The organism is Acetobacter sacchari (assembly GCF_017377715.1).
GTDB lineage: Bacteria > Pseudomonadota > Alphaproteobacteria > Acetobacterales > Acetobacteraceae > Acetobacter > Acetobacter sacchari.
This window is the reverse complement of record NZ_JAFVMF010000001.1, coordinates 65708-81740: the sequence shown is the minus strand read 5'-3', so window position 1 is coordinate 81740 and position 16033 is coordinate 65708. Positions and strand designations below refer to the sequence as shown.

Annotated in this window: 10 protein-coding genes; 1 reads left to right on the top strand and 9 read right to left on the bottom strand. The window is 63.6% G+C overall.

Going from position 1 to position 16033, the window contains the following annotated elements; translation table 11 throughout:
* Positions 1–173: 173 nt before the first annotated feature.
* From J2D73_RS00340 to fliI, 6 genes are all read right to left on the bottom strand, one after another.
* Positions 174–1910, bottom strand: a complete 1737-nt coding sequence (locus J2D73_RS00340; RefSeq protein ID WP_207878326.1) for an alpha-glucosidase — start codon at positions 1908–1910, stop codon at positions 174–176.
* A 363-nt stretch (positions 1911–2273) separates the two neighbouring features.
* Positions 2274–5807, bottom strand: a complete 3534-nt coding sequence (addA, locus tag J2D73_RS00335; RefSeq protein ID WP_207878324.1) for a double-strand break repair helicase AddA — start codon at positions 5805–5807, stop codon at positions 2274–2276.
* Complete coding sequence (addB, locus tag J2D73_RS00330) at positions 5804–8887, bottom strand: double-strand break repair protein AddB (protein ID WP_207878322.1); 3084 nt, start codon at positions 8885–8887, stop codon at positions 5804–5806. The genes addA and addB overlap by 4 nt, the downstream gene beginning before the upstream one ends.
* Complete coding sequence (tsaE, locus tag J2D73_RS00325; protein ID WP_207878320.1) at positions 8884–9387, bottom strand: tRNA (adenosine(37)-N6)-threonylcarbamoyltransferase complex ATPase subunit type 1 TsaE; 504 nt, start codon at positions 9385–9387, stop codon at positions 8884–8886. Before tsaE ends, addB begins: the two co-directional genes overlap by 4 nt.
* A 119-nt stretch (positions 9388–9506) precedes the next feature.
* Positions 9507–9947 carry a flagellar FliJ family protein gene (locus J2D73_RS00320; protein ID WP_086642833.1) on the bottom strand — a complete coding sequence of 147 codons (441 nt, stop codon included), beginning with the start codon at positions 9945–9947 and terminating at the stop codon, positions 9507–9509.
* Positions 9948–9987: 40 nt separating this feature from the next.
* Entirely contained in the window at positions 9988–11376 is a 1389-nt protein-coding gene (fliI, locus tag J2D73_RS00315; protein WP_207878318.1) for a flagellar protein export ATPase FliI, read from the bottom strand.
* Between the two features lie 183 nt (positions 11377–11559).
* Between fliI and ctrA the strand changes: the two genes are divergently transcribed.
* Positions 11560–12300, top strand: a complete 741-nt coding sequence (gene ctrA / locus J2D73_RS00310) for a response regulator transcription factor CtrA (protein ID WP_207878316.1) — start codon at positions 11560–11562, stop codon at positions 12298–12300.
* Positions 12301–12315: 15 nt separating this feature from the next.
* Here ctrA and thiD read toward each other — a convergent pair whose 3' ends face one another.
* The 3 genes from thiD to pyk all read right to left on the bottom strand — a co-directional run bounded on the left by thiD (position 12316) and on the right by pyk (position 16031).
* Positions 12316–13119 carry a bifunctional hydroxymethylpyrimidine kinase/phosphomethylpyrimidine kinase gene (gene thiD / locus J2D73_RS00305; RefSeq protein WP_207878314.1) on the bottom strand — a complete coding sequence of 268 codons (804 nt, stop codon included), beginning with the start codon at positions 13117–13119 and terminating at the stop codon, positions 12316–12318.
* 3 nt (positions 13120–13122) lie between these two features.
* The gene (gene glmM / locus J2D73_RS00300; RefSeq protein WP_207878312.1) at positions 13123–14481 is read right to left on the bottom strand and encodes a phosphoglucosamine mutase; all 1359 of its coding nucleotides are present in this window, start codon (positions 14479–14481) and stop codon (positions 13123–13125) included.
* A gap of 110 nt (positions 14482–14591) precedes the next feature.
* The gene (pyk, locus tag J2D73_RS00295) at positions 14592–16031 is read right to left on the bottom strand and encodes a pyruvate kinase (protein ID WP_207878310.1); all 1440 of its coding nucleotides are present in this window, start codon (positions 16029–16031) and stop codon (positions 14592–14594) included.
* Positions 16032–16033 lie beyond the last annotated feature (2 nt).

Sequence of the window (16033 nt, the reverse complement as noted above, 5' to 3'; positions counted from 1 at the left end):
TAACCTGTCGTGAGCGTTAGCGCCTGAAAGGCCGATACGTTTGCGCAGGGAAGGCTTTAGACTCAACCGCGTCACAAAAACTTCACGTTTTCGGCGTCCCTTCAAATAGCGTCTGTTGCGCCAAATGCCCGTAAGGCCGAGCGCCCGGTGGCGCGCTTTCCAATGAATCCCCCTTAAACCGCGATAATCATGCCTTCCCACGGTTCCAGCGTCAGAGACGGCTCTACAATCGAGCGCTCCGGCATGTTCGCAATCAGAACTCTGGCGGGTTTCACGCCCTGGGGAATGCGGAACATTTCGGGGGAATCCGAAAAATTCATGATCGTCAGCGTATCGCCCGCAGGGTGTTCGCGTCGAAAGGCGTAAATCGCGCCATTATCTGGAGAGACGTCGCGATACTTTCCATGGACCAACGCCGGTTGAGTTTTTCTGGTCCTTATCATTGCCTTATAGAAGCCAAACACGGAGTTACGATCGTCTATCTGCGCGGCGACGTTAATCGTCCGATAATCCGGGTTGACCAGCATCCATGGAGTTCCGGTCGAGAACCCTGCGTTGCGAGTCGTATCCCACTGCATGGGCGTACGCGCATTATCCCGTGTTGTAGCCGCAAGATTGACCAACATGTCAGCCGCCGTTACGTGATGGCCGCCGACCTGTTCGCTCCAGACATTATGCGCGGTGACGTCATTAAATTGGTCGATCGACGTGAAGGGGTAATTTTCCATGCCTATTTCCTGCCCCTGATAAAGGAACGGCGTACCGCGCAACGACAGAAGCATCATCGCCAGCATTTTTGCCGACCGCGATCGGAACTCGGGCGTTTGCGACCCGTAACGGGAGACTGAGCGAGGAAAGTCGTGATCTTCAAGCCAGACTACTGGCCAGACACCGAGTTTATCGTCAAACGCGTTCCCGGCGTTGAAGGCGCGCAAATCCGACAATTTACAGGGCAGCTTGCGCCAACCGTCTTCAATATCCTTCATCTGGAAGTCGAAAGGAAATCCTGCGGAGAGTTCGTGACGATCCGCCTGCGTCAGCTCAACGAACAGATTGCGATCCGCGCCCCATGTCTCCCCCACAAAGTAAAGTCTGGAATCGGCGTTGCAATGAGCGGACATATCACGCAGATGGGCGTGCAAACGCTCGCCACGATCGGCGAAAGAGCGACCCGCAGCAATATCCTGCGCCGAGAGGTCATAAAGTTCTAACGGCTTGGCAATGCTGGTGATCGCATCGAAACGAAAGCCATCGACCCCTTTGTCCGACCAGAACTTCAGAATTGCATACAGCTCGCTTCTGACACGCGGGTTTTCCCAATTCAAATCAGGCTGTCTGTTCGTAAACGTATGCAGATAATATTGATTGGTGCGCGAATCCAGCGTCCAGGCCGGGCCGCCAAACGCTGAACGCCAGTTGGTGGGCGCAGTGCCGTCTCTACCGTCATGCCAGTGGTAAAAGTCGCGATAAAAACTGTCTTTTGACGAGCTGCTTTTCATAAACCATGAATGCTTATCGCTGGTATGGTTGAAAACCATATCCAGAATGACGCGTATTCCACGTTTTTTTGCACGTTCAAGAAAATTGTCAAAATCCCGCATCCTGCCGAAATCAGGCATGATTTTACGATAGTCGCTTACGTCATAGCCGTTGTCGGCGTTCGGGCTGTCGAAACACGCTGCGACCCAGATCGCGTCAACGCCAAGATCGGCGAGATAATCCACGCGGTCAGACATGCCTATGAAGTCGCCGATCCCGTCGCCATTCCCGTCCTGGAACGAGCGCGGGTATATTTCGTAAAACACCGCCTCCTGCCACCAGACGGATTTCGGCGACGCGGCGCTTGTGAAACGAGGCGGCGCGGCGGCGCCAGCGGCGAGCGCAATCATCGCGCGTCTCGTGATCGTCATGAGTGAATTTCCTGATCCGGCGGCATAAAACATAATGATCACAAAATGATTACGCGATGTCCAGCAGCCTACGCCACCCGCCAGAAGGCTGCCCACTCCCCCGAAACGTGAAGCCGCAAAAAAAGGACACTCGACGCGCCTATTGTTCTGCTCCGGCTTCGGCAACGCCTCGCGTCGAACCCACGACCAAGTCTCCATTTTGTGCGAGACGAATGACAGGTTCGGTTCGAGACCCATGCTCCGCACACCATAAACGTGCGATAGTAACGCTTCACGTCAGCCCCAGCGAAAACGTCCGACGTGAATCCGAAAAGTCTCAGAAAAAATCCTTCAAAATTTACCGAAGGCCGAAATCCCGCATCGTCACACGCCCCCATGCTCGTTCAGAAGTGCGTCAGGCAGTTCCATGACCATCGGCGCTTCCGTCCAGACCAGACTGCACTTCACGGCGCGGCCCGGATAAAGAGCGTGCAGCAAGTCGCGATAAGCCGCCATCTGGCGCAGATAGAGAACCGGCGTGCGCTCGACAGAAACAGGCGGACGACGGTTGGTCTTGAAGTCGCAGATCATAACCGTGTCGTCGAGGACGCGCATACGATCGACCTGTCCCACCACCACATTGCCGCGCACCACACCAGCAAGGCGCTGCTCCGCTCGGGCTTCCGGCGCGAAGAGCGGCTCCAGTTCGGCGTGCTCCATCACTTCCAGCACACGGGCCACCAGCCGCGCCGCCTCGCCTTCGTCCAGACCGTTGCCCGGTCTCAGCAACCAGTCATAAGCCACCTGGGTACGGTCGGCTGCCGGTCGGTCAGGGAGAAACTGCAAAAGGGCGTGCGCAAGCGCGCCGCGCCTGAACGCCGCCTCACGCGCGGCGTCGGGCGTAATGGACGCCACCTCCAGCGGGGAGCGGGAAGCCGGGCGTTCGCCCATACCCACGTCGTCCGGTCGGCTGGGGCTGAGCGGCCGGGCGAGCGCAGGCTCCCGGGGCGGCGGAGCAGGACGCCAGTCGGGGGCGGCGCCCATCCACGTCGGCATGGGAGGCGGCGGCGTTGACGGCGCGGCGACGGCGGATTTCGCCTCGACCGTCGCCCGCTCCTCGATCACCAGATATTGGCCGCCCCACCCGAGCCCGGATGGCTCGGCGGCAGCCCCCGCAGCCTCGAAACCCGCCAGACACCGTGCGTACCAGCTCTCTTCCTGCAGTTTGCGTGGCTCCCACCCGCACACGACCAGGCGATCGCTTGCGCGGGTCAGGGCGACGTAAAGCAGCCGGTTATATTCCTCCGCCGCCTTCACCCGCATCGTTTCGCGGAGCGCCCGCGTCGCCTCCGTCCCCAGATCGCTGCGCGGCGTCAGCACCGGCAGGGGACCAAGACGGTCGTCCAGCCACAACAGGCGGGATTCCGCACGCGGCGAACCGGTCGTATCCGGCAGGATCACCAGCCGCGCCTGCAACCCCTTGGAGCCGTGCGCCGTCATCACACGCACAGCATCGCTGCTCGCCTCGGGCTCCCGTTTCACGCTCTCGTTCGATTGCCGGAGCCAGTGCAGGAATCCCTGCAACGAAGGCGCATGAGAGTCTTCGTAGCGGAGACTGGCCGAGAGCAACTCATCGATCGGCTCCCCTGCCTCTGGCCCAAGACGCGCAAGCAGACGCGCTCGTCCACCGAACGCGCCCAGGGCTTCCGACAAAAGTCCATAGGGAGACAGGTAATCCACGCGCCGGAACAGACCCGACAGAGTATGCCAGGCCGCCGTCCAGTCAGACCGTTGCGCATGACGCTCGCGTAGAACGGTCCACAGCGGCTCGCCCTCGTGCCGCTCCATGGCCAACGCCATCAGGCTTTCGTCGGCAAGCCCGCCGAGCGGCGAGGTCAGCACGCAGGCCAGCGTCAGATCGTCCTGCGGCAGCAGCAACGCGTCGCAAAGCGCCATCAAATCCTGCACGACCGTCTGATCGGCCAGGCCCGTGCGCACCAGCGTCGCGACCGGCACGTCCGCAGATTTCAACGCGCGAACAAACGCTCGCACGAAGGCGGAGCGCCGGGGCACGAGCACAAGCACGTCTCCCGGGGTCAGTTGTCGCTCGCCCGGCGCGGGCGGCTTCAGCAACTCCGCTGCGATCCAGCGCGCCAACGTATCGGCCAGTCGCTGTGGTGGAGAGACGAGCCCCGCATTGCGCGTCGGCGCAGCCCACGGATCAAGCGCGGCGTCCATATCCGACGTCGCGTCTTCGCCGCCCTGCTCCACACGAGGCGCCAGAGGCCATAGCTCTACGCGACCGCCCTGTCCCGGCCGCGCGCTTTCGTGATGCGGCGCGGGCTGACCCGGGTCGCTGACGCCACGGGCGGCCAGAGGATGCGCAAAGACATTGTCGACGAGTTTCAGAACCGGCGCCGTAGAGCGAAACGACACGTTCAGCGCCGGCTCCCGCCACTCGCTGCCTGCATCGCGCACCCGTCGTTCGAAAATCTTCCGCCAGTCACGAAAAGCGTCTGGATCGGCGCCCTGAAATCCATAGATGGACTGTTTGTAGTCGCCCACAGCGAAAACCGTGCGCGGTCCAGCCGCTGGGTCGCGGGCGCCCTCTCCCACAAAAAACTCGGAGGTCAGACCTCCCGCGATCTCCCATTGCACGCGCGACGTGTCCTGCACCTCGTCCAGCAGCAGGTGATCGACGCCTCCGTCCAGCTTGTAGAGCACCCACGCCGAACCCGGATCGCGCAGCAGCCCGAGCGTGCGGGCGATCAGATCGTCATATTCCACTTGCCCAAGAAGAGATTTGCGCGCGCCGTAAGACTCGATCACCGGGGCCGCTGCGCCCAGAAGAGCGAGAGTCAACGCGATCAACACGCGTGCACGGCGGACTTCCTCCACGCGGAGAATCCGGGCGGCCTCCGCCTCAAACGGCGCAAGAACGTCTTCGTGCGCATCGAGCAATTTTTTGTTGAGTCCGGCGTTTTTTCTCGGCTCGCCCTTGCCGGTCAGAAACAGACCCCGCCAGTCCGCCCAACGCGCCACGCGCTCCGGCGGATGCTGCGACAACCAGTCCAGCATGGACGCAGCCATCTTCTTCGCGCTTTCCGCGCCTTCCGCCGCGACAAGCGCTATGGCGCTGCGCAATCCCGCCTCGCCCGGAAGATTCGTGCAAGCCGCAAGCAGCGGATCGGCGTCTGCATCGCCCCACGCGTCCTCTCCGACGCCAAGCGCGCGCGACAGACCCCGCCGCAAACCATCGGGATCTCTACACGCCAGCTCCAGCGCGCGGGGAGCAGCCTTCGCGCTCTTCAGCGTGGTCACCAGTTCGACAAAATCGCGCAATCCTATCTGGGATGCGAGTGCGCCCACCATCGCGGGCGGCAAACGCGCCAGTTCGGTTTCCGTCGCATCTTGCAACGCAAGCGACGCGTCGGTGTCCTCCATAAGCTGGAAATGCGGATTGATCGCCGCCTCAAGCGGGAAACGTCGCAGCAGGGACTGGCAGAACGCGTGAATCGTGCCGATCCTCATGCCGCCAGGCATGTCCAGCACCCGCGCAAACAGGGCCCGCGCCTGCGCACGCGCCGCCACTGGCGCACGAAGGCTACGCAAGGCTGCGTCCAGTTTCTCATCAGGCAACGTCACCCACGCGCCAAGCGTGCGCTGAAGCCGGATCGCCATTTCCGCAGCGGCCGCCTTGGTGAACGTCAAGCACAGGATGCGCCCCGGATCTGCGCCCGGCAACCACGGACCGCCCGGATCGTCAGGGTTCACACGCGGCAGCATCAGCCGCAGCAGACGATCGATCAGCAACTTCGTCTTGCCGCTCCCCGCCGACGCGGACACAAAAACCGAAGCACAGGGATCAGACGCTTCATCCTGCTCCGCGCAGGCGATTTCAATAGCCGTCCGCGTCATTCCCCGCCCTCCTCACGCGCGGCGCTCCATTCCGCGACGCGCGCAAGCTGCGCGTAATCCGCGAACCGAGGCTCCTGTCCCGGATGCGGATGCGAGAGATAGGGTTGGTCCGGATTGTCGTAGTCCATAACGCGACGACGCAAACTTTCCCAAGCCTGCTCGGCGAGCTCTCCCACAGTGTCCACCTTTGACGTAACGGCGGTCTCCTCGCCGGGCGGCGCGCCTCCCGTCAGACGCCAGTACAGCAGGGCCGAAGGGACAAGCTCCGCATCGATCGCCTTCTCCGTGACGGTCGGAAAAGCGCCGCGCGTCAACATTGCCGCTTCCAGAGGAAGTTGCGGGCTCCAGCCTTCAAGAACGGCTTTTCCGCTCGGAACCGAGCCAGTCTTGTAATCGAGAAGCGCCGCCGAACCGTCGTCGAAAAGGTCGATCCTGTCGGCGCGGCCCTTCAACTGAAACGCGCCGCCCGGCGCGTCGGTGATCGTCGCCAGCCCGGACGCCTCCGTCAGGATGGCGCGCGGTGCGCCCGTCCCACGACGCACGCCTTCCGCCTCGGCCACCCAGTCCGCGATCCGCATCAGCCGAGGACGCCACCATGCGGCAAGCGCTGGCCGCAAGCCTGCCTCATCAAGGCAATTTTCGAAAATCCCGCGCAAACGCGCCTGTGCATCGTGCGGCCACCCGACACCAATTTCACGCAACCAACGATCAAGCGCCGCGTGCACCAGAGTTCCGTAATCCGAGGCGTCGACAGACTGCTCCAGTGGATCAAGAGGCCGCAGGCGCAGCACATGTCGCGCATAGATTGCGTAAGGATCACGAATCCAGGTCTCGATTTCGGTGACGCTCAACCTGCGTGGACGACGTGCGAGCGGCGGACGCGGCTGCGGCGGAGCCGCCGCAACGGCGGCTCCTTCCGGACGATCAAGCCGCTTGAGCCACGCCTGAGCGGGATGTTCGGGCAAAGACTGCCCACGCCCGGCGAGAAACGCATCGAGCCGCACCAGCCAGCGGGCGGGCACCGCAGGCGCGCCATCCCTGCGTCCGGGCGTGGATAAAATCACCTCGTCAGCCGCTGCGACGCAGGACGCGAAATCATGCGCGGCCTGCCCTATGGCGCGCTCCGGAGACGGCAACCCGACACGGGCGCGCATGGGGCGGCTTAGCCACGGCCCCGGATCGGTCGCAGGCGGCCACACCGCCTCCACCAGGCCGCCGAGCACCATCACCTCGACGCTCTGCAAACGCGCTTCCGTCAAACCCCAGATAAAGACACGCGGATGCAGAGTCAGGATCGCATCATCCCGCCCACGCAATACGCGCCGGGTCGCGACGCGGTCTTCGCTCAACACGGCGCAGAGCAGTCCGTCGAGCACGGCCCAGGGCTGGGGCGGCAGGATATCCGTCGCAGCGATCAACTCCGAACATCGCTGCGCCAGAGCCTCGCCTTCTTCTCCACGCCACAGCCGCTCGGCGCCCGACGTCTCCGCCGTCGTCGCCAACGCCTCGACGGTTTCCAGTAACGCCTTGACCTGCTCGGGAAGGGGCCTGCCTTCCGCCGCCGCCGTGAGCGCCGGAACCAGACATCTGTCGAGCGTATCGAGAAAAATGTCGAGCGACGCCGGGCTGTCGGGGCGATCGGCCGAGGAGCCGTCGTCCCGGTCGGCCCGCTCTCCGCGCACCGACGCCAGCCGCGCGCGCAGCCCGGCGAGTCCGGGCGCCGGCGCTGGCCCGCGCAAGAGACGGCGCTCCAGAAGGCGCGCCGAAGCGCGACAGTCTCCGACAGAAAATCCACATGCAACCAGAGGATGTTTCAAAAGCGCGAGCAGCGCCACGGGCGCCAGCGCGCTGTCGGTCGCCTGCGCGACAAGGCGCAGCAACGTGGCGGGCGGCGTGGAGAGCAAAGGCTCGCCCGCACTATCGTCCGCCAGCACGTCCCAACGTCGCAACTCGGCGGCCACCCGCGCGGCCAAAGTGCGGTCCGGGGTGACCAGCGCCGCCCGCCGCCCCGGCGTCTCGATGGCCGCGCGCAACGCCAACGCAATGGCGGCCGCTTCCTCCTGCTGATCAGCCGGCGTCAGGCGCGTCAGCCCGGCGCAGGATCCGCGTTCCTGATTCGCAGTCCAATCCCCCAGCGCCGTGGCAGGCAGCAACACGCGGGCGATCGTCGTCGCCCGACCGGCGATCCCGGCGCGCGCGCGCTCCTCCTCGCCCCCGAAAATCGAGTCCCAACGCGTCACGTCGCCGCGCGTCGTGTCCAGGTCGGCAAGTAACCGTGACAACCCGTTCTGTGGGTGTCCGTCAGGAAGGGCAGCGAAACTCTCGTCATCCATCGTGAGATCGAGACCGGGCACGACCAGCAATCCGGCCGGATGCGCCAGCACGCCGCGCAGGGCGTCCACGGTGGCGGGCAGCGCATCGGTGAATCCCACCGCCCAAAGGCGCCCGTCCTGCCCCGACAGCGCGCCCGCGCCTTCCCAGTAACGCCCCTGCGCCCTCAGAAGCGCGATCCGCCGCGCGACCGGGTTCATCAAACCCTGCTCTTCGAGCCATTGCGGCCACGCCGCCGTGACGATGCGCAGGAAATCCAGCGTCACCCGCCAGTGATCTGCGAACCCATCCTCGACTGCGTCCGGGAGCCGTTCTGCAAGATCGACGCCTGCCCATTCAGCCTCGTCCATCAGATCGGCCAGCGCCCGCGCAAGAGGCCAAGCCTGATCCAGCGTCGGGCGCGTTCCAAACGCCTGCCCGGCCTGAAGAACCAGCCGCGTCAGAACCGCCAACCGTCGCATTGTCGGAACGGCCGGAGGCAGAAGCAGACTGTCGGAACTCCCCAGCGCAATCTCCGCCTCGTCCAGCCCGCCGATTGGCATGATGCGGGGCAGCAGAACAGCGCGCCCGTCAGCATGACGCAAGAACGCCTCGGTCAGGGCGCGGGCCGCACGTCGACCTGGTAAAAGAATAGCGCCGTCGCCGATGCGCTCGACGTCGTTATCAACTCCAGCCGCCCAACGCGCCGCGATTTCGTCAAGAAAACGCAGATGCGCGGGGATCGTGAAAACGCCTGAAGCGCCGGTCACAACACGCCCTCGCCGTCGACCCAACGACCGGCCGGATCGCGATCCGGCCACCCTTCCAGCAGTGCGATACGCTGCGCGTCTTCAGCGGTGAAATCCTCTACGGATTCTGCCAGAGAGGGCGTCAGCGTCACATGCAGCGCACCCGAGGGTGCTAGCGCCCCAAGCCTCTCGGGCCATTCAACGAGCACGATCCCCGCCCGCGCGTCATCCCACCCGAGCTCCTCCAGAGCATCGGGTCCATCAAGGCGCCACAGGTCGAAATGCGCGGCGACCACGTCGGGACTCTCATACATCTGGACAAGAGTGAAAGTCGGACTGGGAACCTCCAGCGTCGGATCGTCATGCAGGGCGCGCAGAAAGGCACGCGCGAAAACGCTTTTCCCCGCCCCTAGCGGTCCGGACAACAGGATCGCGTCGCCAGGACGCGCAAGACCCGCGATGACGCGCGCCAGCCGCTCCGTGTCGACACGGGTAGGCAGTTCGACTTGTGCGACGGTCATTTCCCGACTCCTGCTGGCATGCGCCATTCTTACCCGTCACGACCGTCATGCGTCAGGGGGCAGCGCCGGAAAAGCAGGCGACCAGAAAAGCTCTGCCGGGCAGTCGGACCGCTAAGCCTTCACTCCGGTTCCGGCTCCGACGCGGACCGCACGCGACCGGCAATATCGTCGAGCGTGTTCTGCTCTTTCCGGCGACTGGCCGCCTCTTTCTCCTGACGCCTGATCTCCATCAGCTTTTCAACCGCCTCGAACGCCGCGCGTGCGAGCGTCAGGCGGGTCCGGCTCGCCTCCACCTCCATCGCCGCATCCTGCTCGAGGCCGCGGGCCCGTTCCAGCGCAGCGCGGCCGACCGGCAGCCACCGCGAGTACGCTTCGACCACGTGATCGTCTGCGGAGAAATCCATCGCCGCCTCCCGCTCGTTGAGCAGGTTCTGTTCGGCGATTTTTACCGCGTCCGCCGCGATCATCGCGCGCGCCTGTGCTGCGGCCAGCATCGTTTGTGCTTCTTCCAGCTCCTGTTTTCTCAGACGCCGCAAGGAAGGAAGAGCCGAGGAAGGCATGACAATTGTCCTGAGTTAAGGTGGAAAAGACTGCGACGCATCAGGAGGGCGTGACGTCGACAGGAACAGGCTCTTCGCGCAGGACGTCGCGCAGAGCGTCGAATGAAGCTGACAAAGTGGAGCGCTCGCGGCGATCCTGAGCCAGAACAGTCTCGATCCCGGGAACCAGAGCGATGGCTTCATCAACTCTGGGATCCGAACCGGGTCGATAGGCGCCGAGCCGAATCATATCGGCCATATCCGCGTGCACTGACATCAGACTTCGAGCGCGACGGGTCAGTGCATTCTCCGCACCGGAATTACAACCCGGCACGGAACGGGAGAGAGAGCGCAGCACGTCGATAGCGGGATAACGACCTGCCTCGCCAATCTTGCGGTCGAGCACGATGTGCCCGTCCAGAATGCCTCTTACGGCGTCGGCGACAGGTTCATTGTGGTCGTCTCCCTCCACCAGAACCGTAAACAGCGCCGTGATCTGCCCTGCCGCTCCGTCCGCCTGAGCCAGTCCCGGCCCCGCGCGCTCCAGCAATCGGGGCAGTTCGGCGAACACCGAGGGAGGATAGCCACGGGTCGCGGGGGGCTCTCCCGTGGAAAGACCGATCTCGCGCAACGCCTGACAGAAACGTGTGACGCTATCCATCAAGAGCAACGCCGACTTGCCCCGGTCGCGGAAATACTCCGCCACGGCCGTCGCCGCGTAAGCCGCCTCTCGTCGCATCAGCGGAGGCGCGTCCGACGTCGCGACGATTACGACAGAACGCGCCAGCCCTTCGGGGCCGAGATCATCCTCCACGAACTCCCGGACTTCACGCCCGCGCTCTCCGACCAGAGAGATGACGGATACGTCGCATGCGGTGTTACGGGCCAACATGGAAAGAAGCGTCGACTTGCCGACACCGGACCCGGCGAAGAGACCGAGCCGCTGCCCCTGACGGCAAGTGGTGAACAGGTTCATGGCGCGGACGCCAAGATCGATCCGCGGCCCTAACCGCGCACGAAGAGTGGCGTCGGGCGGCGCAGCCCTCACGGCTCGCCATTCAGGACCCGGCGGAAGGGGGCCCTTGCCGTCCAGCGGACGACCGAGCGGATCGACGATGCGTCCAACCCACCCGTCCGACACGCGAAGACTCCCTCCCGGCGTTGGCGCCCGGGCGCCGATGAACACAGGCAACCTCACTTCTGCTCCAGCGCCGACGCCATCGAGGCTGCCAAACGCCATCGCCCGTGCGGTCGTCGCCGAGAAGCCCACTATCTCCGCCAGCGTCTCCGACCCGTCTCTACGCACAATCGTTACGCGATCGCCGATACTGGCCAACCCCGCGAGACCGTTCACCGTCACCGCAAGGCCTGAAATCGATGCGATTTTCGCAGTAGCAACAGCAGCAGGAATACACGCACAAGTTGCCGATATTCGATCAAGAATACTCATGGACACGAGCAAATCTCCCAAAAAATCGATATTTGTCCGGAAATTTGATCAAAAATAAAACAATGTTTCTATATTTATCATCACATAGATGTCTTTATACACGCTTTACGAGAAATTTCTTTGGACACATACAACCATAAATGGTAACAATTGATCAACGCCACACCGGGGGGGGGGCGAAAAATGCGTGTATTGCTGGTTGAGGACGATATGGGCGCGGTCGGGGAGATCGCCCAAATCATGAAAAGCGCTGGTTTCACAGTGGATCACGTCGCCGCGGGCGAAGAGGCGATCGAAATGTTGCGGCATTACGACTATGATCTCGCGGTACTCGAACTGATGCTCCGCGACATGGAGGGCTATGAAGTCGTCCGCCGCGTCCGCGCCGCCCGAGTGACCACGCCGATCATCGTTCTATCCAGCCTGACGCGCCCGCAAGCGAAGGTTAAAGCCTTCTCTGTCGGCGCGGACGATTATCTGACGAAGCCTTTCGACGCAGAGGAGCTGATCGCTCGCATGCAAGCGATCCTGCGTCGCTCCAAGGGCTTCAGCGAGCCCACGCTGCGGATCGGCTCTCTGTGCCTCAGTCTCGACAGCCGGGAAGTCAAGGTTGACGAAGCTCCGGTCCATTTGACGGGCAAGGAATACGCGATTCTGGAGCTTCTGGTCCTCCGCAAAGGCATGGTTCTTACAAAAGATGCTTTTCTCAACCACTTATATGGCGGGATGGATGAACCAGAGATGAAGATCATCGACGTATTCATCTGCAAATTGCGAAAAAAATTGCAGGCGGCCGGAGCGGGCAATCTCATCACCACCGTCTGGGGGCGCGGCTATATGCTGCGCGAACCCAACCAGAGACCCGGCGTCGAAACGGCGGAACAGGTCAGCGAACTGGCGAACCTCGACCAGTTCGCCGCCTGATCGCAATACGAGGCGTCAACCACACGCGATTTCAGTAATCGCTACGCCGTGGTTGAGCGGGCCGGCCCCCGCGCCGTACCCCGGCGCGCTCTCGATCGCCGCGCGCAGATAAGCGCGCGCGTCCACCACGGCGTCTCGCAACGAACGGCCTTGCGCCAGCCGCGTGGCTATGGCGCTGGCCAACGTGCACCCGGTCCCGTGCGTGTGCCGGGTTTCGATTCTCGGAGCGGTAAACGCCTCCTCCACACCGTCGGCGATCAGCACATCCGTCAATATCGTCCCCGGCAGATGACCGCCTTTCACCAGAACCGCAGAAGCTCCCAGCGCGCGCAACTGCCGCCCGGCTTCCGCCATATCGCGCTCGTCGACGATGCGGCGACCGATCAGCCGCTCGGCCTCAGGGATATTGGGCGTGATCACCGTCGCCAACGGCATTAGAGCCCCGATCAGGGCGTCAACGGCGTTGTCGTGCAAAAGCGCGGCGCCACCCTTGGCGATCATCACCGGATCGAGAACGAACGGAACCGTGCGATAGGCGGCGATTTCCTCAGCCACAACCGCGATTTTATCGGCCCCGCCCAGCATCCCGCTCTTGAACGCGTCCGTTCCTATGTCGTCGAGCACGCATCGAATCTGCGTTCTCAAAAACTCTGGAGGCGTTTCAACCACGCCGAAAACACCCACAGTATTTTGTGCGGTCAGGGCGGTTACCGCCGTCATCGCGAAACCGCCCAAAGCCGTGACTGTCTTCAGATCGGCCTGAATCCCGGCCCCGCCGCCAGAGTCGCTACCCGCGATACTGAGAACCCGGCCTTGCAAGGGTCAGGCCGGAACGCGGGCGTTCTGGATCGCGGCGCACATATCGTCGACAGCCGCTTCCACGATGGCGGCGTCTTCGGCCTCGACCATCACCCGCACCAGCGGCTCCGTGCCACTTTCGCGCAACACAAGCCGTCCGCCATCGCCAAGCCTCGCGACAATGGCGTCCCGCGCCGCTTCCACATCCGGAAGCTTCAGCGGGCTGGGGCCGGCAAAACGGATATTTTTCAGCTTTTGCGGAAATGGCGTGAACACGCTGCAAACTTCGCTGGCCGGACGTCCGTCCTCGATCAGCACAGCGAGAACCTGCAACGCCGCGACCAGCCCGTCGCCGGTCGTTGCGAAGTCCGAAAGCACCACATGTCCGGACTGTTCCCCGCCCAGATTCGCGCCACCCTCCCGCATACGCTCCACGACGTAGCGATCGCCGACCGCAGTCCGGACGAGATCGAGGCCCAACGAGGACAGAAAGCGCTCCAGCCCCATATTGGACATCACCGTCGCCACAACTGAAGGCGTAGCCAGCCTGGCCTGCGCAGCCCACGATCGGGCGATCAGTCCGATAATCTGATCGCCGTCGATCAGCCGTCCCGTTTCGTCGGCAAGCAGCATCCGGTCTGCGTCGCCGTCCAAGGCGATCCCCAGGTCCGCACCGTGCGCCACCACCGCTTCGCAGAGCGATTCCGGGTGCGTCGAGCCGCACCCCTCGTTGATGTTTACGCCGTCCGGCGCGCAGCCAATGCGAATGACGTCCGCGCCGAGTTCCCACAGAGCAGTCGGCGCAACGCGATATGCTGCGCCGTGAGCGCAGTCGATGACAATCTTCAAGCCATCCAGACGGCGGCCACGCGGAAAGGACGCCTTGGCGTGCTCGACATACCTTCCGGCGGCGTCGTTAAGGCGGGACGCGCGTCCTATCTCGGACGGCGAGGCGAGACGTGACGACAGGTCAGCGCCCATCAGCGCCTCGATAGTCGTCTCCTCTCGGTCCGACAATTTGAAACCGTCCGGCCCGAACAGCTTGATGCCGTTGTCGCCGAATGGATTGTGCGACGCAGAGATCATGACGCCGAGGTCTGCGCGCAGCGAGCGCGTCAACATGGCGATGGCAGGCGTCGGCATCGGCCCCGCCAGCGTCACGTCCATACCGGCCGAAAGGAATCCGGCGACCAGCGCGCATTCGATCATGTAACCGGACAAGCGCGTGTCCTTGCCCACCACGACTCGATGGCGGTGCGAGCCCCGCCTGAAATGCAGCCCCGCCGCCTGTCCCAGCTTCTGAGCCACCTCAACCGTCATGGGAGAAGTGTTGGCGGTGCCCCGGATTCCGTCGGTGCCGAAGTATCGTCGTGTCGTGTTCATGCCGCGCCTGTAATGCTCGCGTGAGGGTCGATCCGCCCTCACGCGCCAGATTTACCCCTTCTTAGGCCCGGTCGCGCCGAAGAGCCACCATCGGCGCGGCAGCCTTCACGTTATCCGGCAGCCTTCGGCGCCTTGGCCACGCGCAGCGTATTGGTCGAACCGCTGACGCCAAACGGCATACCCGCCGCAATGACGATGGACTCTTCCGGCTTCGTGAAACCACCGCCGATTGCGATATCGAGCGCCGTGGAAACCATGGTCTCCGCGTCGCGCACGGGCTTGTCCGGATTGCTGACCCGAGGCTGCACGCCCCATACGACCGCAAGCCTGCGCGCCGTGTCGATGGTCGGCGTGACACCCAAAATAGGCGACATCGGCCGCTCGCGGGCGACGCGCAAGGCTGTCGGGCCGGTATGAGTGTAGGCGATGATCGCACTCGCGCCGATGGTCGCAGCCACTTGTTGTGCAGCGCCAGCGATCGCGTCAGCCACGTAATGCTCGGGCTCCAGTCGCCCGGCCTGCATCAACGTCCTCCAGCCTGCGTCAGCCTCCACGCGCTGCACGATCCGGTTCATGATCGTCACCGCCTCGCGCGGATATTGACCGGCAGCCGATTCCGCCGAAAGCATCACCGCGTCCGCGCCGTCGAAAACGGCCGTGGCTACGTCTGAGGCTTCCGCCCGCGTCGGCGTGGGCGCCGAGATCATGCTCTCCAGCATCTGCGTCGCGACGACCACCGGCTTGCCTAGCGTGCGGGCCAGACGAATGATGCGTTTTTGCGCAAGCGGCACGGCTTCCGGGGGCAACTCGACGCCGAGATCGCCACGAGCGACCATGACGGCGTCGGAGGCCGCGAGAATCGCTTCCAGATTGTCCATGGCCTGCGGCTTTTCGAGCTTGGTCATAATCCAGGCCCGGCCGTCAGTAAGGGTCTTCGCCTCCAGCACGTCTTCAACGCGCTGAACGAACGATAGCGCCACATAATCGACGCCAAGATCGAGCGCGAACGCCAGATCGGCTCGGTCTTTTTCCGTCAGCGCCGGGATCGGCAGCACCACGTCCGGGACGTTGACGCCCTTGCGATTGCTCAGCGGGCCGCCGAAGGTCACTTCGGTGTCGAGAAAATCCGGACCAACGTGCGTGACCGTAAGTTTGAGCTTACCGTCGTCGAGCAGCAGCGCGCTGCCCGGTCGCGCCGCAGCGATGATCTCATGATGCGGCAGGTTGACGCGCGTCGTATCGCCGGGCGTCGGGTCGAGATCCAGGCGGAACGGCGCACCCTGCTCCAGCACCACGCGGCCTTCGGCGAACACGCCGACCCGGAGCTTCGGCCCCTGCACATCGGCCAGAATCCCGATCGGCCTGCCGAGCTCAGCCTCAACCTGCCGAACGATCTTGTGACGGGCCGCGTGGTCTTCATGCGAACCGTGCGAGAAATTGAAACGAAAGACGTCAGCTCCCGCGAGGGTAAGATCGCGGATGACTTCGTACGTCGAGGACGCCGGACCCAACGTCGCGACGATCTTCGTTCGGCACTGCAAAGCCGCCATGC